Source organism: Nonomuraea longispora (assembly GCF_004348345.1).
GTDB classification, from domain to species: Bacteria; Actinomycetota; Actinomycetes; order Streptosporangiales; family Streptosporangiaceae; genus Nonomuraea; species Nonomuraea longispora.
Genome location: NZ_SMJZ01000010.1, coordinates 1 through 22,945, shown reverse-complemented (window position 1 = coordinate 22,945; position 22,945 = coordinate 1). Strand labels below are relative to the sequence as shown.

Below are 22,945 nucleotides of genomic sequence, written 5' to 3'. Positions count from 1 at the left end.
GACGGTTCAGAAGACGCGGGCCGCGGCCTCGTCCCAGAGCCGGGCGTCGCCGGACGGCTCGTAGCGGCGCAGCGGCTGGGAGGAGGCGACCAGCGAGCGCATCTCCTCCAGACCGGACACCAGCCCGGCCGCGCGCGCCTGCACCAGGACGTTGCCGAGCGTGGTCGCCTCCGCCGGGCCCGCCACCACCGGCAGCCCGCAGGCGTCGGCGGTGAGCCGGCACAACAACTCGTTGTACGACCCGCCGCCCACCAGGTGCACGACCTCGACGTCGCGCCCCGACAGCTCCATCGCCTGGCGCACGGCCCGCCGGTGCCCGAGCGCCAGGCTCTCCAGCACGCAGCGCGTGTAGGCGGCGGGTGAGGCGGGAGGCCGCTGGCCCCTGCGGCGGCACTCGGCCGCGATCCTGGCCGGCATGTCGCCCGGCGGCAGGAACACCGGCTCGTCGGGGTTGACCACGGCGGCGAACGGCCGCTCGGCCGCCGCGGCCTTGAGCAGCTCGCCCAGGTCGGAGCCGGGCCAGGCGCGCACGCACTCCTGGAGCAGCCACAGGCCCATGACGTTGCGCAGGTAGCGGACGGTGCCGTCGATGCCGGCCTCGTTGGTGAAGTTCGCGGCCCGGCTCTGCGGCGTGAGCACGGGGCCGGTCAGCTCCACGCCGGCCAGCGACCACGTGCCGCACGAGATGTAGGCGAAGGCCGGCCCCGACGCGGGCACCGCCGCGACCGCCGAGGCCGTGTCGTGCGAGCCCACCGCCCTCACGGGGGCCGACCAGCCGATCTCCCCGGCCACGTCGCGCCGCAGCCCGCCGATCGGCTCGCCGGGCTGCCGCAGCGGCGGGAAGAGGCGGGCGGGCAGCCCGAGCCGCTCGATCAGGGGCCACGCCCACGACCTGGTGCGCACGTCGAGCAGCCCCGTCGTCGAGGCGTTGGTGACCTCCGCGCCCAGCTCGCCGGTGAGCCAGTAACCGATCAGGTCGGGGATCAGCACCATCGTCGCGGCGCCGTCGAGCCGGTCCGTCAGCAACTGGTAGAGGGTGTTGAACGGCAGCACCTGCAGGCCCGACACGTCGTACAGTGCCTCGGCGCCCACCAGGGCGGCCACCCGCTCGGGCACCCCCCGCGTGCGGTCGTCGCGGTAGTGCACCGGGTTGCCGATCAGCCCGCCCGACTCGTCGAGCAGCCCGTAGTCGACCGCCCACGAGTCCACGCCGACGGAGGAGACGGGCCCGGCGGCGCGCAGTCCCGCCAGGATCTCCCGGTAGATGCCGAGGATGTCCCAGTGGAGCCGGTCCGCCACGCGCACCGGGCCGTTGGCGAACCGGTGCGCCTCGGCCAGGCTCAGCCCGTCGGACAGGTCGGCCAGCATCACCCGGCCGCTGGAGGCCCCCAGATCGACGGCGGCGAAACGGTGGCTCACTGCGTGGACTCCCTGGCGACGAGCTCGGGCTGGAACATGATGTGCTGGTGCGCGTGCGTCTCCGGGTTGTCGCACTCGTCGAGCAGCAGCTCGGTGGCGATACGGCCGAGCTGGTAGGTCGGCTGGCGCATCGAGCTGAGCGAGACGGTCGAGGCGGCGGCGAAGTCGATGTCGTCGTAGCCGATGAGCGCGACGTCCTCGGGCACCCGCACCCCGCTCCGCAGCAGGGCCCGCAGCACGCCGAGGGCCAGCAGGTCGTTGGCGCAGAAGACGGACTCGGGCAGGCCGCTCGCGATCAGGTCGGAGGCCGCCTTCTCGCCCGCGCGGGCGGTCATCGTCATCGACTCGATCACCCGCAGGCCGGCGGGGTCGAGCCCGGCGGCGCGCATCGCGGTCCTCGCGCCCTCCTGGCGTTCCACGCACTGCCGGATGGTCAGCGGGCCGGTCACGTAGGCGACGCTGGCCGCGCCCTGGGCCAGCAGGTGGGCGACCGCGGCCCGGCCGCCGCCGACGTCGTCCACGGCCACCGCGCACTGGTCCGGCCGGTGCGCGGGGTGGTCGACGAGCACCACGCTGATGCCGTGTTCGCGCAGCCGGTCGAGCCGCGCGGGGTCCTCGCCCGACGGGGTGATCAGCACGCCGCGTACGCGGTGCTCGGCCAGCACCCGCAGGTTGCGGTCCTCCTTGTCCTGCGAGCCGGCCGAGTTGCCGAGGATCACGGCGTAGCCCAGCTCGCTGGAGACGTCCTCGACCCCGGCGGCGACCTCGGTGAAGAAGGGGTTGCCGATGTCGATCACGCTCAGGCCGATCGTCCTGCTGTGCCCGGCGCGCAGCGTCGAGGCGGAGCCGTGGCGGACGAACCCGAGCTCGCTGATGGCCGCCTCCACCCGCTCCCTGGTCGCGGGCGCGACTTTTCCTGGCCGGTTCAGTACGTTGGAGACCGTGCCGGGGGAGACGCCGGCGTGCGCGGCGACGTCCTTGATGCTGACCATGGCCATGGGCCCTCATTAAAACGTACTAACGATCCTCACGCCAGCTCGCGACACCGGTTGCCATGGCGATCCGCGTTGACACTGCCGTCCAGGGAACCCTAACCTCCCGCGCAGGAAGTAAAACGTTCTATTAGAGGGTGCGCCTGTGACCCGGGCCGGCCGCCGATGCGCAGACGACATCCTGCAGGTGCCTGCCCGGGCGACCCGGGGCTTGTGCCGTACGCCGCGGAACGTTTTAATCCCTCCGTGAATCTGGCGTCACCAGCTGTGAGCGCTAACAGCAACTCGAAAGGCAGGCTTCATGCCGGATGTCATCGCTTACGGCGGGGACTGGAATCCCGAGCAGTGGCCCGAGGAGACCTGGGAGCAGGACGTCGCGCTGATGCGCGAGGCCGGCGTCAACCGGGTCAGCGTGGGCGTCTTCTCCTGGTCGCTGCTGGAGCCCGTCGAAGGCGTGTTCGACTTCGCCTGGTTCGACCGTGTCATGGACCTGCTGGCCGCCAACGGGATCGCGGCCAACCTCGCCACGCCGACCGCCTCCCCTCCGCCCTGGTTCGGCGACGCCTATCCCGAGGCGCTGCCGGTGGACTCCGCCGGCCGGCGGCTGCACCACGGCAGCAGGCAGGGCTTCTGCCCCAGCTCGCCGATCTACCGCGAGAAGGCGCTGCGCATCACGGAGCAGGTGGCCACCCGCTACCGCGACCATCCGGCCCTGGCCCTGTGGCACGTGCACAACGAGTACGGATGCCACAACGCCCGCTGCTACTGCGACACCTCGGCCGCCGCGTTCCGTGCCTGGCTGCGCTCCCACTACGCCTCACTGGAGGCGCTCAACGACGCCTGGGGCACCGCGTTCTGGTCCCAGCACTACGGCGAGTGGGCGCAGATCCTGCCGCCGCGTGACACCCCGAGCCTCCCCAACCCCGGACAGCAGCTCGACTTTCGCAGGTTCAGCTCCGACGCGCTCGTCGAGCTCTACGTCGCCGAACGCGACCTGCTGCGGGAGCTGAGCCCGGGCGTGCCCGCGACCACGAACCTCATGGCGGGCGCCCACTGGGACATGGACTGCTGGGCCTTCGCCGCCGAACTCGACGTCGTCTCCACCGACCACTACCTGATCGGCGCCCGCGAGGAACCCCACATCGACCTGGCCTTCGCCGCCGACTACGCGCGCTCGCTCAACGGCGGCCGCCCCTGGTGGCTGATGGAGCACTCGACCAGCGCGGTCAACTGGCAGCCGCGCAACCGCGCCAAGGCCCCCGGCGAGCTGCGCCGCAACTCGCTGGCCCACCTGGCCAGGGGCGCCGACGGGATCATGTTCTTCCAGTGGCGGGCCTCGCGCGCCGGCGCCGAGAAGTGGCACTCGGCGATGCTCCCGCACGCCGGCGTCGACACCAAGGTCTGGCGCGAGGTGAGCGCGCTCGGGGCCGAACTCGCCGGGCTCGCCGAGGTGGCGGGCAGCAGGGTCAAGGCCGACGCCGCCATCCTGATCGACCACTCCAGCGTGTGGGCGCAGGACCATCCCGCCCAGCCCTCGTCCGAGCTCGACCCGGTGGAGGAGGCCAAACGCTGGCACGCCGCGTTGTGGCGGGCCGGACTCACCTGCGACCTGGCGCACCCCGAGGGCGACCTGACGGGCTACCGCCTGGTCCTTGTCCCCGCGCTCTACCTGGTGAGCGACTCGGGGGCGGCCAACCTGGAAGGGTTCGTACGGGCGGGCGGCGTGACGCTCGTCGGCCCGTACAGCGGGATCGTCGACGAGCACGACAGGGTGCGCCTCGGCGGCTACCCGGGGGCGTGGCGCGACCTGCTGGGCGTCACCGTCGAGGAGTTCTTCCCTCTGGACGGCCCGATCTCGCTGGCCTCGGGCGGGTCGGGCGGCGTGTGGAGCGAGCTCGCGCACGCCACCAGCGCGAAGGTGCTCGACACGTACGCCACCGGAGAGCCCGCCTGGACCCGCAACGTGTGGGGCGAGGGCGCCGCCCACTACCTGACCACGAGACTCGACGACGGCGCGCTGGCCGAGGTGATCGCCGCGGTCTGCGCCGAGGCCGAGGTCAGGCCGCCCGCGACGTGCCCGCCGGGGGTCGAGGTCGTGCGGCGCTCCCACCCCGGGGGCCGCTCCCACCTGTTCGCGATCAACCACACGGCCGAGGACGCCGTCGTGACCACGGCGTCGGGCGAATCCGTCACCGTGGCGGCCGGTGACGTCCGCGTGGTCACCCGCTGAGTCGCGACGTGCGGTCCCGGCGTCCCACCTGCGCCGGGACAGCGGGAGGGCCGGGTGCGCATTGACAGCGGGCAGCGGGAAATCATAGTTTCCTGGCGAAACATTAAAACGTTTTGAGGGGAGTGCCGGTGCAACGCGTCTGCTTCCTGCTGAAAGTCCGCCCCGAGCGGCTGGCGGAATATCGCGAGCGCCACCGCGAGGTCTGGCCGGAGATGCGAGAGGCGCTGTCGCGCACCGGCTGGCACAACTACTCGCTCTTCCTCAGGGACGACGGCCTGCTCGTGGGCTATCTGGAGACCGAGGACTTCGAGGCCGCCCAGAAGGCCATGGCCGAGACCGAGGTCAACGCCCGCTGGCAGGCGGAGATGGCGCCGTTCTTCGAGGACCTCGACGGCCGCCCCGACGAGGGCATGAAACCGCTGACCGAAGTCTTCCACCTGGACTGATCGGGGAGTAATGACTGACATCAAGGCCGTGCTGCGGGCGCAGCACATCGAGACACCCTCCTGGGCGTACGGCAACAGCGGCACCAGGTTCAAGGTGTTCGCCCAGAAGGGGGTGCCGCGCGACCCGTACGAGAAGCTCGCCGACGCCGCCCAGGTGCACGCCCACACCGGCATCGCCCCCACGGTCGCCCTGCACATCCCGTGGGACAGGGTGGACGACTACGCCGACCTCGCCCGGCACGCCCGCGAGCTGGGCGTCGGCATCGGAGCCATCAACTCCAACGTCTTCCAGGACGACGACTACATGCTCGGCAGCGTCACCCACCCGTCGGCGCGGGTGCGCCGCAAGGCCACCGACCACCTGCTCGAGTGCGTCGACATCATGGACGCCACCGGTTCCGGCACCCTCAAGCTGTGGTTCTCCGACGGCATCAACTACCCGGGTCAGGACGACCTCAGGGCCCGCCAGGGCCGCCTGGCCGAGGCGCTGGCCGAGGTCTACGGGCGGCTCGGCGACGGCCAGCGGTTCCTGCTGGAGTACAAACTGTTCGAGCCGGCCTTCTACGCCACCGACGTGCCCGACTGGGGCACCGCGTACGCCCACTGCGTCAGGCTCGGCCCCAAGGCGCAGGTGGTCGTGGACACCGGCCATCACGCGCCGGGCGTCAACATCGAGTTCATCGTGGCGTTCCTGCTGCGCGAGGGCAAGCTCGGCGGCTTCGACTTCAACTCCCGCTTCTACGCCGACGACGACCTCATGGTGGGCGCCGCCGACCCGTTCCAGCTGTTCCGCATCATGTACGAGGTCGTCCGCGGCGGCGGGCTCGACCCCGAGGCCGGCGTGGCGTTCATGCTCGACCAGTGCCACAACATCGAGCCCAAGATCCCGGGCCAGATCCGCTCGGTCATGAACGTGCAGGAGGCCACCGCCAAGGCGCTGCTGGTGGACCGCGACGCGCTGTCGGCGGCGCAGGCCGAGGGCGACGTGCTGGCCGCCAACGCCGTGTTCATGGACGCCTACGACACGGACGTGCGCCCGCTGCTGGCACAGTTGCGGGAGGAGATGGGCCTCGCGCCCGACCCGATGGCCGCGTACGCCGGGTCCGGATACTTCGAGAAGATCGCCGCCGAGCGCGTCGGCGGTCAGCAGGCCGGCTGGGGGGCCTGAACCACCATGTCCAACGTCATCAACGAGCTGCTGGAACGATCGCACCGCCTGGGCGCCGACCCGCGCAACACCAACTTCGCGGGCGGCAACACCTCGGCCAAGGGCGCCGCGCCCGACCCGGTCACGGGCGAGGACGTCGAGCTGCTCTGGGTCAAGGGCTCCGGCGGGGACCTGGGCACGCTCAAGGAGTCCGGCCTCGCCGTGCTCCGTCTCGACCGGCTGCGCGCTCTCAAGGACGTCTTCCCGGGCGTCGAGCGCGAGGACGAGATGGTGGCGGCGTTCGACTACTGCCTGCACGGCAGGGGCGGGGCGGCGCCGTCGATCGACACCGCCATGCACGGCCTGGTCGAGGCGGCCCACGTCGACCACCTTCACCCTGACGCGGGCATCGCGCTGGCCACCGCCGCCGACGGCGAGGAGCTGACCCGGCGCGTGTTCGGCGACCGGGTGGTGTGGGTGCCGTGGCGGCGGCCGGGCTTCCGGCTGGGCCTGGACATCGCCGCCATCAATGAGGCGAACCCGCAGGCCATCGGGTGCGTCCTCGGCGGCCACGGCATCACCGCGTGGGGCTCGACGTCCGAGGAGTGTGAGGCCCGCTCGCTGGAGATCATCAGGACCGCGGAGGCGTACCTCGCCGAGCACGGCCGCAAGGACCCGTTCGGCCCGGTGATCCACCCGGCGCTGCCCGAGCAGGAGCGGCACGCCCGCGCCGCCGCGCTGTTCCCGGTGATCCGCGGCCTGGCCTCCACCGACCTGCGCGTGGTCGGCCACTACACCGGCACGCCCGAGGTGCTCGACTTCGTCTCCCGGGCCGAGCACCCGAGGCTGGCGGCGCTGGGCACGTCCTGCCCCGACCACTTCCTGCGCACCAAGGTCGCGCCGCTCGTGCTCGACCTGCCTCCGGACGCGCCGCTGGAGCAGGCCGCCGAGCGGCTGCGCGAACTGCACGCCGCCTACCGCGACGACTACACCGCCTACTACCGGCGCCACGCCACCCCGGCCTCGCCGCCCATGCGCGGCGCGGACCCGGCGATCGTGCTGGTGCCGGGCGTCGGCATGTTCTCGTTCGGCAAGGACAAGCAGACCGCCCGCGTGGCCGGCGAGTTCTACGTCAACGCCATCAACGTCATGCGCGGTGCCGAGTCCGTCTCCACCTACGCCCCCATCCCCGAGTCGGAGAAGTTCCGCATCGAGTACTGGGAGCTCGAGGAGGCCAAGCTCCGCCGCATGCCCAGGCCGAAGCCGCTGGCCACGCGGGTCGCGCTGGTCACCGGCGGCGGCTCCGGCATCGGCGCGGCCACCGCGCGCAGGCTCGCCGCCGAGGGCGCGTGCGTGATCGTCGCCGACCGCGACGTGGCCGCCGCCGAGAAGGTGGCCGCCGAGCTGGGCGCGGGAGCACACCGCGAGCCGGACGTCGCCGTGGCGGTCGCGGTCGACGTCACGTCGGAGGAGCAGGTCGCCGCGGCGGTGCGCGCGGGCGTGCTCGCCTTCGGCGGCGTGGACCTGGTGGTCAACAACGCCGGGCTGTCGTTGTCGCGCTCGTTGCTGGAGACCTCGCTGGCCGACTGGGACCTGCAGCACGACGTCATGGCGCGCGGCTCGTTCCTGGTCTCGCGCGAGACCGCCAAGGTCATGATCGACCAGGCCATGGGCGGCGACCTCGTCTACATCTCCTCCAAGAACGCCGTCTTCGCCGGCCCGAACAACGTCGCCTACGGCGCGGCCAAGGCCGACCAGGCGCACCAGGTGCGGCTGCTGGCGGCCGAGCTGGGCGGGCACGGCATCCGCGTCAACGGCATCAACCCCGACGGCGTGGTACGCGGCTCCGGCATCTTCGCCTCCGGCTGGGGCGCCAACCGCGCGGCCGTCTACGGGGTGGAGGAGGAGAAGCTGGGCGAGTTCTACGCCCAGCGCACCCTGCTCAAGCGGGAGGTACTGCCCGAGCACGTGGCCGCCGCGGTCTTCGTGCTCACCGCGGGCGACCTCGCCCACACGACGGGGCTGCACGTCCCGGTCGACGCGGGCGTGGCCGCCGCCTTCCTGCGCTGACGCGGACCGGGCGGGCTCTCGCGCCGGCCCGCCCGGTACGTCCCCTCCTGAGATTCTGGGATACCCAGGATTAACATCGCGGCCGCCGGGTCATAGGTGAAGGCATGCAAGGAGCCGCCCGGCATCCCTCATGCCGGCAGCCGCGTGCCGGGTCAGCCCTGCCCGGACAGGCCCGTGCCGTCGCCGCCAGGCCGGCCCTCGAGATGGCAGGACGGCGCGCTCCCGCCCTGATCACCCACCGGGTCCGCCTGCGCGGGCCCGGCTTCCGCGCGCCCTCACCCGGCCACGTCACCGCCATCGCGGGGCGGTAGCGCTGCACGCGTCACCGGAGGCCCGCCGGGCCTCACGACGCGGTCGCGGGGCTCACAGCGGCTTGCATATTCATCCTCGCCGGTGCATCATTTTCACAAGCAAGGTCATGAGGTTTGATGCATGAATATGCAGGAGGCGGCGGGATGAGAGCGGCGATCGCGGGGGCCAGCGGCTACGCGGGCGGGGAACTGCTCCGCCTCCTGCTCGGCCATCCAGAGTTCGAGATCGGGGCGCTCACCGCGGCGTCCAGCGCGGGCAGCCGCCTCGGCGCCCACCAGCCCCACCTGCCCCAGCTGGCCGACCGCGTTCTCGACGAGACCACCGCCGGCACGCTCGCCGGGCACGACGTGGTCTTCCTCGCGCTGCCGCACGGCCACTCGGCCGCCGTCGCCGCCGCCCTCGGCGAGGAGGCGGTGGTCGTCGACTGCGGCGCCGACCACCGCCTCGCCGACCCCGCCGCCTGGCAGGAGTTCTACGGCGGCCGGCACGCCGGCACCTGGCCCTACGGCCTGCCCGAGCTGCCGGGACAGCGCGAGGTGCTCAGGCAGGCGACCAGGATCGCCGTCCCCGGCTGCTACCCGACCTCCGTGCTGCTCGCCCTGTCACCCGCGTTCGCCGCCGGGCTGGCCGGGCCGGACGTGGTCGTCGTCGCCGCCTCGGGCACCAGCGGCGCGGGCAGGTCGCTCAAGCCCCACCTGCTCGGCAGCGAGGTCATGGGTTCGGCGAGCGCCTACGCCGTCGGCGGCGCCCACCGGCACACGCCCGAGATGGAGCAGGGGCTGTCGGCCGTCGCCGGCGCTCCCGTACGCGTCTCGTTCACCCCGACGCTGGTCCCCATGAGCCGCGGCATCCTCGCCACCTGCTACGCCCCGGCCGCTCCCGGCCTCACCAAGGAGTCGCTGCGCACGGCGTACGAGAGCGCACTCAAGGGTGAGCCCTTCGTCAGGCTGCTGCCGGAGGGCGTCTGGCCCGCCACCGCGATGACCTACGGCGCCAACGCCGCCGCCCTGCAGGTGACGCTCGACGAGCGTGCGGGCCGCGTGGTCGCCGTCATCGCCATCGACAACCTCACCAAGGGCACGGCAGGGGGCGCCGTCCAGAGCGTCAACCTCGCCCTCGGCCTGCCGGAAGAGCTCGGCCTTCCCCTGACAGGAGTCGCACCTTGAGCAAGCGCAGCGAACCGACCGACGAACGCGGGAGCTCTCCGCTCCCTTCCCCGCAAGGGGCGGTGGCATGAGCGTCACGGCACCCCTAGGTTTCAGGGCCGCGGGAGTCTCCGCAGGGATCAAGCCCGGCCGCGCCCGCGATCTCGCTCTCGTCGTCAACGACGGGCCCAACCGTGCCGCCGCGGGCGTCTTCACCGCCAACCGCGTCAAGGCGGCACCCGTGCTCTGGTCGCAGCAGGTCCTGGCGGGCGGGCGGCTGCGCGCCGTCGTGCTCAACTCCGGCGGCGCCAACGCCTGCACCGGCCCCGAGGGTTTCCAGGACACGCACGCCACCGCCGAGAAGGTGGCCGCGCTCCTGGAGGACTCCGCGGGCGAGGTCGCGGTCTGCTCGACCGGCCTCATCGGCGAGCGGCTGCCGATGGACGAGTTGCTGGCGGGCGTCGAGACCGCCGCCGCCCAGCTCGCCCGCGACGGCGGCCTGGCCGCGGCCGACGCCATCCGCACGACCGACACGGTCTCCAAGATCTCGTTCAAACGCGGCGGCGCCGACGAGGACGGCGCCTACATGGTCGGCGGGATGGCCAAGGGCGCCGGCATGCTCGCCCCCGCCCTGGCCACGATGCTCTGCGTGATCACCACCGACGCCGAGCTGACCGGCGACGAGCTCGACGTCGTGCTGCGCAGTGCCACGGCCGTCACGTTCGACAGGCTCGACACAGACGGCTGCATGTCGACCAACGACACCGTGCTCCTGATGTCCAGCGGCGCCTCCGGAGTGAGGCCCGACCTCGACGAGTTCGAGCAGAAGGTCACCGAGGTCTGCGCCGACCTCGCCAGGCAACTGCTCGTCGACGCCGAGGGCGCCTCCAAGGCCATCGCCATCGAGGTGGTCGGCGCGGCCGGCGAGGACGACGCGGTGAAAGTCGGCCGCGCGGTCGCCCGGTCCACCCTGCTCAAGTGCGCCATCCACGGCGAGGACCCCAACTGGGGCCGCGTCCTGGCCGCCGTCGGCACCACCGACGCGGAGTTCGAGCCCGACCGCCTCAACGTCGCCATCAACGGCATCTGGATCTGCCGGGGCGGCGCGGTGGGCGACGACCGCGACAAGGTGGACATGAGCCCCAGGGACGTGACGATCACCATCGACCTGTCGGCGGGGCCGCACACCGCGACCGTGCACACCACCGACCTGACGGCCGCCTACGTCCACGAGAACTCGGCGTACTCCTCATGAGACGGACCACCGCGCACACCAAGGCAGAAGCGCTGATCGAAGCCCTGCCGTGGCTGACCCGCTTCCACGGCGCGACCGTCGTCATCAAGTACGGCGGCAACGCGATGACCGACGAGGCGCTCAAGTCCGGCTTCGCCGAGGACGTCGTCTTCCTGCGCCACGCCGGCCTGCGGCCGGTCGTCGTGCACGGAGGCGGCCCGCAGATCAGCAGCGCCCTCGACAAGCTGGGCATCGAGTCCACGTTCACCGCCGGGCTGCGGGTCACCACGCCCGAGGCCATGCAGGTCGTCAGGATGGTCTTGGTCGGCCAGGTCAACCGCGACATCGTGGGCCTGGTCAACCGGCACGGCCCGTTCGCCGTCGGCATGTCGGGCGAGGACGCCCACCTGTTCACCGCGGTGCGCAAACACGCGGTCGTGGACGGCGAGCCGGTTGACATCGGCCAGGTCGGCGAGATCATCAAGGTCGAGCCCGGCGCGGTCGGCGCGCTGCTCGACGACGGCCGCATCCCGATCGTTTCCAGCGTGGCGCGCGGAGACGACGGAGAGATCTACAACGTGAACGCCGACACCGCGGCCGCCGCGCTCGCCGTGGCCCTGCAGGCCCGCAAGCTGATCGTGCTCACCGACGTGGAGGGCCTCTATGCCCACTGGCCCGACGACACCGACGTGATCGACGAGCTGAGCGCCGACGAGCTCGCGACGATGATGCCCACGCTGTCCAGCGGCATGGTACCCAAGATGGAGGCCTGCCTGACGGCCGTGCAAGGCGGCGTGCCCCGGGCCCACGTGCTCGACGGCCGCGTGCCCCACTCGATGCTGCTGGAGATCTTCACCAACGAAGGGATCGGAACCATGGTGATGCCCTGATGAACCTGTTCCAACGGTTCGAGAAAGCCTTCATGGGCAACTACGGGGTCCCCCCTGTGGCGCTGGCCCGGGGCGAGGGCACCCGCGTGTGGGACGTCGACGGCAGGCAATATCTCGACTTCATCGGCGGCATCGCGGTCAGCTCGCTCGGCCACGGTCACCCCGCACTGGTCGAGGCCGTCTCCCGGCAGGTCGCCACGCTCGCGCACACCAGCAATCTGTACCTGCACGAGCCGGAGGTTCTGCTCGCCGAGAGGCTCCTCGGCATGCTCGACGCCCCGGCGAAGGTCTTCTTCGCCAACTCCGGCACCGAGGCCAACGAGGCGGCGTACAAGCTGGCGCTGAAACACGGGCGGCGCGAGGGCCGCTCCTACTTCGTCGCCGCCGAGAACGGCTTCCACGGCCGTACGATCGGCGCCCTCTCCCTGACCGGCAAGAAGGCGATCCGCGACCAGTTCGGCCCGTTCCCCGTGGAGGTACGGTTCGTCCCCTACGGCGACGCCGACGCCCTCAAGGAGGCCGTGACCGGCGACTGCATCGCGGTCTTCCTGGAGCCCACCCAGGGCGAGGCCGGCGTGGTGCCGCCGCCCGACGGCTACTTCGAGGCGGCCCGCGAAATCTGCGACTCGACCGGCGCGCTGCTGGTCGCCGACGAGATCCAGTCCGCCATCGGCCGCACCGGCCACTGGTTCGCCCACCAGGCCGACGGCGTCACCCCCGACATCCTCACCCTGGCCAAGGGCCTGGGCGGCGGCCTGCCCATCGGCGCCTGCGTAGGCTTCGGCGACGTGGGCAGGTTGTTCGACAAGGGCGACCACGGCTCGACGTTCGGCGGCAACCCGGTCTCCTGCGCCGCTGCGCTGGCCGTCCTCGACAACCTCGACCTCGGCCACGTCAGGTCGGTGGCCGCGCGGCTGCGCGAAGGGCTGGAGGCCGTCGACCACCCGCTGCTCGCCGGGGTGCGCGGGCGCGGCCTGTGGCTGGCCACGGTGCTGCGCGAGCCACGCGCGGCCCAGGTGCAGCAGGCCGCCGCGGCGGCCGGCTTCCTGGTCAACGCGCTCCAGCCGGACGCGGTGCGCCTGGCGCCGCCGCTCGTCGTGACGGCGGACGAGGTCGACGCCCTGGTGGCGTCGTACCCGCGGATTCTCACGGAGGCGGCAGCATGACCATCCGTCACTTCCTCAGGGACGACGACCTGTCGCCCGGCGAGCAGTCGGAGGTGCTGCAACTCGCCGCCGCGATGAAGAAGGACCGTTTCGGCTACCGTCCCTTCGAGGGGCCGCGCACTGTCGCGGTGCTGTTCGACAAGCCTTCCGCCAGGACCCGCATCTCGTTCCACACCGGCATCGGCGAGCTCGGCGGCCTGCCGCTGGTCGTCGACAACGTCTCGGTGCTCATGGGCCGCGGCGAGCCCACCGCCGACCTGGCCAGGGTGCTGGACCGGCAGGTCGCCGCCATCGTCTGGCGCACCTCCCGGCAGGAGCTCATCGACGAGATGGCCGCCCACTCGCGGGTGCCGGTCGTCAACGCGCTCACCGACGCGTTCCACCCCTGCCAGATCCTCGCCGACCTGCAGACCGTCCACGAGCGGATGGGCCGCACGGCCGGGCTCACGCTGACCTACCTGGGCGACGGCGCCAACAACATGGCCCACTCCTACCTGCTCGGCGGCGCCACGGCCGGCCTGCACGTACGGATCGCCGCCCCGGCCGGCTACCAGCCCGACGCGGTCGTCTTCGAGCAGGCCGCCGCCATCGCCGCCAGGACCGGCGGCTCCGTCGTCGCGTTGTCCGACCCGGCGGCCGCGGCGGAGGGCGCGCACGTGATCGCCACCGACACGTGGGTGTCCATGGGGCAGGAGGGGAAGGAGGCGCGGGTCGCCGCCCTCATGCCGTACCAGGTGAACGACGAACTGCTCGGCCACGCCGCGCCCGACGCGGTCGTGCTGCACTGCCTGCCCGCCTACCGCGGCAACGAGATCACCGAGGAGGTCCTGGAAGGCCCGCGCAGCGTCGTGTGGGACCAGGCGGAGAACCGCCTGCACGCCCAGAAGGCGCTCCTGCACTGGCTGGCCGCGCACGCCGGCCCGGACAGGGCGCCGGAGACCGCGTGATCATCCCGATGACCAAGGCGGCGCGGCAGGCGAAGATCACCGACCTGCTGCAGCGGCAGGCCGTGCGCTCCCAGCCCGAGCTGGCCAAGCTGCTCGCCGAGAGCGGCGTCGAGGTCACCCAGGCCACGCTCTCGCGTGACCTCGACGAGCTCGGCGCGCTCAAGCTGCGCGCCGAGGACGGTTCGCTGGTGTACGCGCTCCCCGGCGAGGGTGGCGGCCGCATCCCGCTGGCCAGGCTCGGCACCGGCGAGTCCCCGGCGGCCCGGCTGCACCGCATCGCGGAGGAACTGCTGGTAGGGGCCGAGGCCTCGGCCAACCTGGTCATCGTGCGCACCCCACCGGGCGCGGCCCAGTTCCTCGCCTCCGCCATCGACCACGCTGACTGGGAGTCCATCCTCGGGACCGTGGCGGGTGACGACACGATCCTCGTCATCAGCCGCGACCCGGCGGGCGGTCAGGCGGTCGCCGACGCGCTGCTGAAGGTGGCCGACCGACGTAGTCCGCCCACTCCGCCGTGAGTGGGCCGCGCCGTACGGACTTCCCGAACATCAGCACTGGAGACGAAGCACAATGCCCGACAGAGTGGTTCTCGCATATTCCGGCGGTCTCGACACCTCGGTCGCCATCCCCTACCTCGCCGAGAAGATGAACGCCGAGGTCGTCTGCGTCGCCGTGGACCTCGGCCAGGGCGGCGAGGACATGGAGCTCATCCAGAAGCGGGCCATGGACTGCGGTGCGGCCGAGTCGGTCGTCGTGGACGCGAGGGAGGAGTTCGCCGCCGACTTCTGCGTCCCCGCCCTGCAGGCCAACGCCCTCTACATGGACCGCTATCCGCTGGTGTCGTCGCTGTCGCGCCCGCTCATCGTCAAGCACCTGGTGTCGGCGGCCAAACGCTTCCGCGGCACCATCGTCTCCCACGGCTGCACCGGCAAGGGCAACGACCAGGTCCGCTTCGAGGCCGGCCTGGCCGCGCTGGCCCCCGACCTCGAGATCATCGCCCCCGCCAGGGACTTCGCCTGGACCCGCGACAAGGCCATTGAGTACGCCGAGGCCAAGGGCCTGCCCATCGAGACGTCGAAGAAGAACCCGTTCTCCATCGACCAGAACCTCTGGGGCCGCGCCGTCGAGACCGGATTCCTCGAGGACATCTGGAACGGCCCTACCGAGGAGGTCTACTCCTACACCGCCGACCCCCGGCAGCCGCGCCCGGCCGACGAGGTCGTGATCACGTTCGAGCAGGGTGTCCCGGTCAAGGTCGACGGCCGGGACCTCACCCCCTTCCAGGTGGTCGACGAGCTGAACCGGCGCGCGGGCGCGCAGGGCGTCGGCCGGATCGACATGGTCGAGGACCGCCTGGTCGGCATCAAGTCGCGCGAGGTGTACGAAGCGCCGGGCGCGATCGCGCTCATCGCCGCCCACAAGGAGCTGGAGAGCGTCACGGTCGAGCGCGACCTGGCCCGCTTCAAGCGGGGGGTCGACCAGCGCTGGAGCGAGCTCGTCTACGACGGCCTGTGGTTCTCGCCGCTGAAGAGCGCACTCGACGCCCTCATCGCCGACGTCCAGAAGCACGTCAACGGCGAGATCAGGATGATCCTGCACGGCGGCAACGCCACCGTGACCGGCCGCCGCTCCGACGACTCCCTGTACGATTTCTCGCTCGCCACCTACGACACAGGCGACACGTTCGACCAGTCGCTGGCCAAGGGCTTCGTCCAGCTCTTCTCCCTCCCGGCCAAGATCGCGGCCGCGCGCGACGCGAGAAGGCGCTGAGTTGCACTAAGGTCGCGCCGGGAGCGCAGGAGCTCGGGGAGCGCGAGACACGATGCCGGCGACCACGAAGCGGGCGCGATCATCGAACACGGCACGGAGGAGATGACGGTGAGTGATGGCAAGCCGATGCGGCTGTGGGGCGGACGTTTCGAAGGAGGTCCGTCCGACGCGCTGGCCCGGCTGTCGGTGAGCGTGCACTTCGACTGGCGGCTCGTGCCGTACGACCTGGCGGCGTCCAGGGCGCACGCCCGGGTGCTGCACAGGGCGGGGCTGCTCAGCGACGAGGAGCTCGAGCGCATGATCGGCGCGCTCGACGACCTCGAGCGGGCCTGCAAGGCCGGCGAGTTCCGGCCGACGGTCGCCGACGAGGACGTCCACACGGCGCTGGAGCGCGGCCTGCTGGAGCGGCTCGGCTCGCTCGGCGGCAAGCTCCGCGCCGGCCGCTCGCGCAACGACCAGATCGCCACCGACCTGCGCCTCTACCTCCGTGACCACGCCCGCACGATCGTCTCCCGCCTGGTCGAGCTGGAGACGGCGCTGATGGCGCAGGCCGAGCAGCACGCCGAGACGGCCGCGCCCGGCATGACGCACCTGCAGCACGCCCAGCCGGTCTCGTTCGGCCACCAGCTCCTGGCTCACGTGCACGCCTTCGCCCGCGACGTCGACCGGATCACCGACTGGGACAAGCGCGCCGCGGTCTCCCCGCTCGGCGCCGGCGCCCTGGCGGGCTCGTCGTTGCCGCTCGACCCGCAGGCCGTGGCCGAGGAGCTCGGCTTCTCCTCCGCCGCGCCCAACTCGATGGACGCCGTCGCCGACCGCGACTTCGCGGCGGAGTTCCTGTTCGCCGCGGCGCTGATCGGCGTCCACCTGTCGAGACTGGGCGAGGAGATCGTCCTGTGGGCCTCGCAGGAGTTCCGCTGGATCGAGATGGACGACGCCTACTCCACCGGCTCGTCGATCATGCCGCAGAAGAAGAACCCCGACGTGGCCGAGCTGGCCCGCGGCAAGTCGGGGCGGCTCATCGGCGACCTGACGGCGCTGCTGACCACGCTCAAGGGCCTGCCGCTGACCTACAACCGCGACCTTCAGGAGGACAAGGAGCCGGTGTTCGACGCGGTCGACACGCTGCTGCTGGTCCTGCCCGCGATGGCCGGCCTGGTGGCCACGATGCGGGTCAACACCGCCCGCATGGAGGCCTCCGCCCCCGACGGGTTCGCGCTGGCCACCGACCTGGCCGAACTGCTCGTACGCCGCGGGGTCGCCTTCCGCGAGGCGCACGAGGCGGTCGGACACCTCGTCGTGTGGTGCCAGGTCAACGACAAGGACCTGGGCGAGCTGACCGACGACGAACTGGCCAAGGTGTCGCCGCACCTGACGCCGGACGTCCGCGACGTGCTCAGCGTGCCGGGCGCGCTGGCCGCGCGCAAGGCCCACGGCGGCACCGCACCCGACCGCGTACGCGACCAGCTCGTCGCGCTCCGCGAGTCCGTCGACGCGCAGGCGGCATGGGCGGCGGGCAGCTGAGCTCCGCCCCGCTGCCGCGGAGCTTCTTCGACCGGCCGTCGCCCGAGGTGGCGCCCGACCTGCTCGGGCGCGTCCTCGTGCACGGCCCCGTCGCCGTGCGCCTCACCGAGGTCGAGGCGTACGGCGGCCCAGGAGAGGACCCCGCGGCCCACACCTATCGCGGCAGGACCCCACGGAACGCCGTCATGTTCGGCCCGCCCGGTCACGTCTACGTCTACTTCACCTACGGCATGCACTTCTGTGCCAACCTCGTGTGCCTGCCGGACGGCTCGGGCTCGGCGGTGCTGCTGCGGGCGGGCGAGGTGGTGGCGGGCCTCGACGTCGCCCGCGCCCGCCGTATGGGCGGTCAGGCCTCCGCGGGAGGCGGCCGGCGGGTCGCGGACCGTGATCTCGCCCGCGGGCCGGCCAGGCTCACGGTCGCCCTCGGCCTGCTGCGCGAGCACAACGGCATCGACGCGATCCGGCCGGGCGCGCAGGGCGACACGGAGGCGCTGTCGACGCAGGACCACCGGCTCACCGGTGTCCCGCACGGCTCGGTCATCATGCTGGAGGGAAGCCCCGCGGAGCCGGCCGCCATCAGGTCGGGCCCCCGCACCGGCATCTCGACGGCCAAGGAGACGCCGTGGCGGTTCTGGATCGACGGCGACCCGACCGTCTCGCCCTACCGCGCTCACGTGCCGCGGCGCCGCAACGCCGCGGCCACCTCCGTGGGGGAGGCGCCCAGCTCGTGAGAGCTGAAGATGTGCAGGAAATCGCCGGTGTCGATCTCCAGCATCTCGCTGCGCAGGCCCCACCGCCGGCGTACGTCGACCTTGATGTCCCAGATCGCCTCCCACGGCACGTGCCGCCTGCCCGCGAATCCGTGCACCACGGTGATCCCGCTGTCGTCGGCCGCCAGCCGTACGGGAACGAGCAGGTCGCGCAGGCCCATCGCGCCGATCAGCACGGTGGCGGGAACGGCCAGGATCATGCCGCCAACGTCGGCCCCCGCCCACCAGTAAAGGCCGAGCCCGGCGCATGCCAGAGCCCCTAAGATCTTCAAAACAGCCAGCTCGCGACGGACCCTCCACATGGACACGAAGCGTATCCAAGTGGCGGCCTGCCCGAGCGATCAGGCACGCTTGTACCGAATCGATGTCAACCCGTCTACTGGAAAGCCGGCACCGTGACCGACATTCTCGATGACCTCGCGTGGCGAGGCCTGATCGCGCAGTCCACCGACCTCGACGCCCTGCGCGCGTCCATGGCCAAGGGACCGATCACGGTCTATTCCGGTTTTGACCCCACCGCTCCTTCGCTGCACGTCGGCCACTTCGTGCCGCTGCTGACGCTGCGCCGCTTCCAGCTCGCCGGGCACCGCCCGATCGGCCTCGTCGGCGGCGCGACCGGCCTGATCGGCGACCCCAGCGGGCGCAACACCGAGCGTGCGCTCAACTCCAGCGACGTCGTCGCGGAGTGGGTGGACCGCCTGCGCGGTCAGGTCGGCCGTTTCCTCGACTTCGACGCGCAGCAGAACGCCGCGCTCATGGTGAGCAACCTCGACTGGACCGGCGAGCTGACCGCGATCGACTTTCTGCGCGACATCGGCAAACACTTCCCGGTCAACCGCATGCTGGCCAGGGAGGCCGTGTCCGCGCGCCTGTCGGGTGAGGGCCTGAGCTACACCGAGTTCAGCTACCAGATCCTGCAGTCCTACGACTACCTGGAGCTCTACCGCCGCTACGGCTGCACGCTGCAGATCGGCGGCAGCGACCAGTGGGGCAACATCACGGCGGGCGCCGACCTGGTCCGCCGCATCGAGGGCGCGCACGTCCACGCGCTCACCCTGCCGCTGATCACGAAGGCCGACGGTACGAAGTTCGGCAAGACGGCGGGCGGCGCCCTGTGGCTCGACCCCGAGATGACCTCGCCCTACGCCTTCTACCAGTACTTCCTCAACTCCGACGACCGCGACGTGATCCACTACCTCAAGGTGTTCACGTTCAAGAGCCGCGAGGAGATCGAGGAGCTGGAGAAGGCCGTCGCCGAACGCCCGTTCGCCCGCGAGGCCCAGCGCGCGCTGGCCGAGGATCTCACCGAGCTCCTTCACGGCAGGCGCGAGCTCGACGCGGTCGTGGCCGCCTCGAAGGCGCTTTTCGGGCAGGGCGCGCTGGAGGAGCTTCCCGCCACCACGCTCGGCGCCGCGCTCGCCGAGGTCCCGAAGGCCAAGGTCGACTCGCTCGGAGCGTCGTTCGTCGACCTGCTGTCCGACAGCGGTCTCGTGGAGTCGAAGTCGGCCGCCAGGCGGGCGGTCAAGGAGGGCGGGGCCTACCTCAACAACCTGAAGATCACCGACGAGTCCTACGTGCCGACCTCCGATGACCTGCTGGCGGGGCGCTACATGGTCCTGCGCCGCGGCAAGAAGTCGATCGGCGGCGTCGAGGTCGGCTGAACGGCCGCGGGAGGCGGGCCCTCCGCGTCACGCAGGGCCCGCCTGTCCTGCCGCGGCGTTCACTGGCGGGCGAACAATGTCACCGTCAGCCCTGGCAGGTCGCCCGAGTGCTTGGCGAGGTCGAGCTCGAAGCCCGCCTGACGCACCTCTTCGACCCGGTCGATGCCGTCGCCCTCCAGCCCCGACTTCTTGGTCCCGCGCCAGACGACCCACACCCGATCGTGCTGTCGCAGCGCCGCCGAGACATCGGAGCGCTCCGGATAGCCGAACCCTCCGGGATCGGGGGCGTCACCCGTCCTGAGCACGTCGACCGGCATCAGGGAGTCGGCATAGTAGTCGAAGCCCGAGCGCAGCTGGCTCTGCCCGTACACGATGGCATCGTCGGGCTCGGCCTTGATCACGCGCAGCGCCCACGGGATGTTCTCGAAACGCCCGTTCTCTTCGCGTACGTCCGCATGCTCCTGGATCGACAACCCGCACCCCAGCAGCACGACCACCGCGGCGGCCACCACGTGGAACCGGGGGAGAGCGGCCACGGCCATCCCGGCCAGCAGCGCCAGCGCGGGAGCGGTGACGAACAGGTAGCGGTCGACGTAGACCGGCGTCACCAGGTGGGACACCGCGAGCAGCAGCACCGGCGGCAGCAGCAGCCACCCGGCCAGCGCGAACGGCCACGGACCGCCGGCCGCGCCCGGGTCGCGCCCGCGCGCCGCCGCCCACAGCAGCGCCGCCCCTGCCACGGCCAGCGCGAACAGCAGCACGCCGAGCCCGGTCGTCCCCGCCGCCATCTTCGGGAACTTCAGCCACACCTCCGGTCCCCGCTGCGGGATCCAGCTGATGGCGTGGCGCTCGCCGTACCCGATGAGCCCCAGCACCACGGCGGGAACACACCCTGCGGCCAGCGCCGCGGCCATGCGCGTCAGCACACCGCGCCGGGCCAGGAACAGCTGAGCGGGCAGCACCAGCACCGCGAACAGGTGCGTCGAGCACACCAGCGCGACCGCCACCCCGTAAAGCACCCACCGCCGGCCGGCCGGCCGTTCGAGCGCCCGGTGCAACGCCCAGAATGACAGGACGACCGCCGCCGCGGCGAAGGCATAAGACCTGGCGAAGGCTCCGTAGTAGGACACCGTGGGCAGGATCGCGAAGACGGCCGCACCGATGACGCCGGCCCGGACGCTGTGCAGCCGCCGGCCCAGATCGGCCAGGAACCAGGCCGCCACGGCGATCGCCACCGCCGACGGGAACCGCAACCACACCTCCGCCGTGCCCGCCTTCACCCAGAAGTGCATGAACAGGTAGTACGGCAGAAAATGGCCGTCGATGTGCTGAGCCAGCTGCCACATCCCGGCCAGCGACCGGGAGGCGGCGCTGACGGTGGCGAGCTCATCGCCGTTGAGAGTGGCCGAGCCGGTGCCGGAGAATGCCGTGATCCCGGCGAGGGATGCCATCCACCAGGGCGCTGACGTGCGGACACGCGCGGCGGGACGCGCAGGGGGAGCGAGCGTGGCAGCAGTGGTCACCGGGGCAGGATACGCGTCGTAGGGTCAGACGCATGGCCAATGTGATGGTGTTCGACCTTTATGGCGTAATCGCTCGCACCCAGGCCCCGGAGAAGCGGCGGCGGCTCGTCGAACTGGCGGGCGTACCTGAGGAATCCTTCTGGGAGGCGTACTGGGCCTGCCGGCCGCCCTACGACGAAGGCCAGGACGGCGCCGCGTACTGGGGCGCGGTGGCCGGCCGGCTGGGCACCCGCTTCGCCGACGTGCCCGCGCTCATCGACGCCGACCTCGACAGCTGGTCCGACGTGGACGAGTCGATGGTCCAGGTCGTGCACGAACTGGCGGATCAGGGACACCGGCTGGGCCTGCTGTCCAACATCATCGGGGAACTGGTGCCCTACTGGGAATCGCGTCACGGTGACTTGCTGGGGCGGTTCGCCTCGGTGACGTTCTCGTGCCGGATCGGGGCGGCCAAGCCGGGGCGGCGGGCGTACGAACTGTGTGCGGAGCGGATCGGCACGACCCCGCAAAACATCCTCTTCCTCGACGACAACCTGGCGAACGTCGTCGGCGCGCGAGAGGCGGGGATGTCGGCGGAGCTGTTCGAGTCGCCAGAGCAGGTGCGGGCCCTCGCCGAGAAGGTCACGATCCACCGTTGAGCGCCCTGCTCCCGGATGGCGGGTGTCGGCTTCGTAACGCCCATACGGATCAACACCCGTGTTCTCCCTGCCCAGGGGAGCTTCTGCCGACGAACGGCTCGGGCGGACACCGGGCACAGGCACTGAACAAGGCTTCGTTGGGCCGGCCCGGCTGACCGCGGCGCTCCTCGCGCTGCCCGACACCCCCGGCACTTTGGACGCCGCGTCGTCGCGCGCAGCCCATGACCGCGGTGCTGCTCAAGAACCCGGAGGAACGCGGCCTGGTCGAACGCGCGCCGCGTCCTTGGCGCCGCAACGTCCTGGAGACCGGGCTCACCTCAAGCGGCCGCGCGGCGGTGGAGGCCGTTGACGGTCTGGCGGGTGCTCATCGAACGAGGACCAGGGCCGAATGCGGCACCGAGGAGCCGCCACGCCGCTGTTCCGATGGTCGAGGCCGTCACCAGCGCGACTTCTGATACGAGACCGCCCGCCACGCTGGTCGGACGGGACGACTTGACGTGTCGCGGGTCGTGACCTACTCTTTCAGTTCGCCCCGGGTGTGAGCCGGACACCGATCAGGTGGACGGGCCCCAGGGTAAGCCCTTTGACAGGACCAGTCGCTCGGCCGAGCCGTTTCGGCGCGCTCAGGCCTGAGCCGTCCGCGGGTGCGTCATGATCGCCGAAAAATCGGTTGTTTCGACACGCCTCGGATGGCACGGTACGTTACGGGGGCTGCCCCGGAAGCGGGGTGCGTCATCCTAAAAAGGTTGGTCGGTTCTTTACAAGCCCTCGGGTTTGACGGAGAAATCGGTCGGCTGATAAAGTAAAGTAAGCGAAGAAGACGCCTCCGAGCTGGGTTCAGTGGAATCTCGGTGGGGATGTATGCGTGCGTTTCTTGAGAACTCAACAGTGTGTTAAAAGCCAGTGCATGATGCACAACCCCGTCCATCGGCCCTTTTGTGGCTGGTGTTGACGGATTCCTTTTTGTTGGTTGGGTTCAGACCTTTTTTGGAGAGTTTGATCCTGGCTCAGGACGAACGCTGGCGGCGTGCTTAACACATGCAAGTCGAGCGGAAAGGCCC

General features: G+C 71.4%; 21 protein-coding genes and 1 rRNA gene. 18 read left to right on the top strand and 4 right to left on the bottom strand.

Annotation, left to right across the window (positions count from 1 at the left end; all coding sequences use genetic code 11):
- Positions 1-6: 6 nt before the first annotated feature.
- Together E1267_RS04710 and E1267_RS04705 are read right to left on the bottom strand one after the other, a co-directional pair.
- Positions 7-1,419, bottom strand: a complete 1,413-nt coding sequence (locus tag E1267_RS04710) for a rhamnulokinase (RefSeq protein ID WP_132330125.1) — start codon at positions 1,417-1,419, stop codon at positions 7-9.
- Positions 1,416-2,417: a LacI family DNA-binding transcriptional regulator gene (locus E1267_RS04705; RefSeq protein WP_132330124.1), complete on the bottom strand. Its 1,002-nt coding sequence runs from the start codon at positions 2,415-2,417 to the stop codon at positions 1,416-1,418. Before E1267_RS04705 ends, E1267_RS04710 begins: the two co-directional genes overlap by 4 nt.
- A 295-nt stretch (positions 2,418-2,712) precedes the next feature.
- On the opposite strand from E1267_RS04705, the gene E1267_RS04700 reads away from it, so the two are divergent.
- From E1267_RS04700 to E1267_RS04635, 14 genes are all read left to right on the top strand, one after another.
- On the top strand, positions 2,713-4,641 hold the full coding sequence (locus E1267_RS04700) for a beta-galactosidase (protein WP_132330122.1): 1,929 nt from the start codon (positions 2,713-2,715) through the stop codon (positions 4,639-4,641).
- A gap of 128 nt (positions 4,642-4,769) precedes the next feature.
- On the top strand, positions 4,770-5,087 hold the full coding sequence (locus E1267_RS04695) for an L-rhamnose mutarotase (protein ID WP_132330120.1): 318 nt from the start codon (positions 4,770-4,772) through the stop codon (positions 5,085-5,087).
- A gap of 10 nt (positions 5,088-5,097) precedes the next feature.
- Entirely contained in the window at positions 5,098-6,255 is a 1,158-nt protein-coding gene (gene rhaI / locus E1267_RS04690; RefSeq protein ID WP_132330118.1) for an L-rhamnose isomerase, read from the top strand.
- A 6-nt stretch (positions 6,256-6,261) separates the two neighbouring features.
- Positions 6,262-8,304 (top strand): bifunctional aldolase/short-chain dehydrogenase, encoded by a 2,043-nt coding sequence (locus E1267_RS04685; RefSeq protein ID WP_132330116.1) that lies wholly within the window; start codon positions 6,262-6,264, stop codon positions 8,302-8,304.
- Between the two features lie 104 nt (positions 8,305-8,408).
- Positions 8,409-8,615: a hypothetical protein gene (locus E1267_RS04680; protein ID WP_132330114.1), complete on the top strand. Its 207-nt coding sequence runs from the start codon at positions 8,409-8,411 to the stop codon at positions 8,613-8,615.
- 144 nt (positions 8,616-8,759) lie between these two features.
- Positions 8,760-9,782 carry an N-acetyl-gamma-glutamyl-phosphate reductase gene (gene argC / locus E1267_RS04675; RefSeq protein ID WP_132330113.1) on the top strand — a complete coding sequence of 341 codons (1,023 nt, stop codon included), beginning with the start codon at positions 8,760-8,762 and terminating at the stop codon, positions 9,780-9,782.
- A gap of 67 nt (positions 9,783-9,849) precedes the next feature.
- Complete coding sequence (argJ, locus tag E1267_RS04670) at positions 9,850-11,016, top strand: bifunctional glutamate N-acetyltransferase/amino-acid acetyltransferase ArgJ (protein ID WP_132330111.1); 1,167 nt, start codon at positions 9,850-9,852, stop codon at positions 11,014-11,016.
- Positions 11,013-11,885, top strand: coding sequence for an acetylglutamate kinase (argB, locus tag E1267_RS04665; RefSeq protein ID WP_132330109.1), 873 nt, complete (start codon positions 11,013-11,015; stop codon positions 11,883-11,885). Before argJ ends, argB begins: the two co-directional genes overlap by 4 nt.
- The gene (locus E1267_RS04660) at positions 11,885-13,051 is read left to right on the top strand and encodes an acetylornithine transaminase (protein WP_132330107.1); all 1,167 of its coding nucleotides are present in this window, start codon (positions 11,885-11,887) and stop codon (positions 13,049-13,051) included. The genes argB and E1267_RS04660 overlap by 1 nt, the downstream gene beginning before the upstream one ends.
- Positions 13,048-13,998, top strand: a complete 951-nt coding sequence (gene argF / locus E1267_RS04655) for an ornithine carbamoyltransferase (RefSeq protein WP_181957742.1) — start codon at positions 13,048-13,050, stop codon at positions 13,996-13,998. The genes E1267_RS04660 and argF overlap by 4 nt, the downstream gene beginning before the upstream one ends.
- An 8-nt stretch (positions 13,999-14,006) precedes the next feature.
- On the top strand, positions 14,007-14,516 hold the full coding sequence (locus tag E1267_RS04650; protein WP_132330220.1) for an arginine repressor: 510 nt from the start codon (positions 14,007-14,009) through the stop codon (positions 14,514-14,516).
- 52 nt (positions 14,517-14,568) lie between these two features.
- Positions 14,569-15,768 carry an argininosuccinate synthase gene (locus E1267_RS04645; protein WP_132330105.1) on the top strand — a complete coding sequence of 400 codons (1,200 nt, stop codon included), beginning with the start codon at positions 14,569-14,571 and terminating at the stop codon, positions 15,766-15,768.
- Between the two features lie 102 nt (positions 15,769-15,870).
- The gene (gene argH, locus E1267_RS04640; RefSeq protein WP_132330103.1) at positions 15,871-17,292 is read left to right on the top strand and encodes an argininosuccinate lyase; all 1,422 of its coding nucleotides are present in this window, start codon (positions 15,871-15,873) and stop codon (positions 17,290-17,292) included.
- Complete coding sequence (locus E1267_RS04635) at positions 17,274-18,023, top strand: DNA-3-methyladenine glycosylase (RefSeq protein WP_132330101.1); 750 nt, start codon at positions 17,274-17,276, stop codon at positions 18,021-18,023. The genes argH and E1267_RS04635 overlap by 19 nt, the downstream gene beginning before the upstream one ends.
- On the opposite strand, the gene E1267_RS04630 is transcribed toward E1267_RS04635, so the two are convergent.
- On the bottom strand, positions 17,963-18,262 hold the full coding sequence (locus E1267_RS04630) for a PH domain-containing protein (protein ID WP_220449341.1): 300 nt from the start codon (positions 18,260-18,262) through the stop codon (positions 17,963-17,965). The two genes, E1267_RS04635 and E1267_RS04630, sit on opposite strands and share 61 nt — an antisense overlap.
- A gap of 195 nt (positions 18,263-18,457) precedes the next feature.
- On the opposite strand from E1267_RS04630, the gene tyrS reads away from it, so the two are divergent.
- Positions 18,458-19,723 carry a tyrosine--tRNA ligase gene (gene tyrS / locus E1267_RS04625; RefSeq protein ID WP_132330097.1) on the top strand — a complete coding sequence of 422 codons (1,266 nt, stop codon included), beginning with the start codon at positions 18,458-18,460 and terminating at the stop codon, positions 19,721-19,723.
- A 59-nt stretch (positions 19,724-19,782) separates the two neighbouring features.
- Here tyrS and E1267_RS04620 read toward each other — a convergent pair whose 3' ends face one another.
- Positions 19,783-21,246: a glycosyltransferase family 39 protein gene (locus E1267_RS04620; protein WP_246063465.1), complete on the bottom strand. Its 1,464-nt coding sequence runs from the start codon at positions 21,244-21,246 to the stop codon at positions 19,783-19,785.
- A gap of 32 nt (positions 21,247-21,278) precedes the next feature.
- On the opposite strand from E1267_RS04620, the gene E1267_RS04615 reads away from it, so the two are divergent.
- From E1267_RS04615 to E1267_RS04605, 3 genes are all read left to right on the top strand, one after another.
- Positions 21,279-21,884, top strand: coding sequence for an HAD family hydrolase (locus tag E1267_RS04615; RefSeq protein ID WP_246063464.1), 606 nt, complete (start codon positions 21,279-21,281; stop codon positions 21,882-21,884).
- Between the two features lie 221 nt (positions 21,885-22,105).
- A complete protein-coding gene (locus E1267_RS45275) occupies positions 22,106-22,339 on the top strand; it encodes a hypothetical protein (protein WP_181957741.1) in 234 nt (77 codons plus the stop codon).
- 529 nt (positions 22,340-22,868) lie between these two features.
- Positions 22,869-22,945 (top strand): 16S ribosomal RNA (locus E1267_RS04605); the annotation flags it as partial.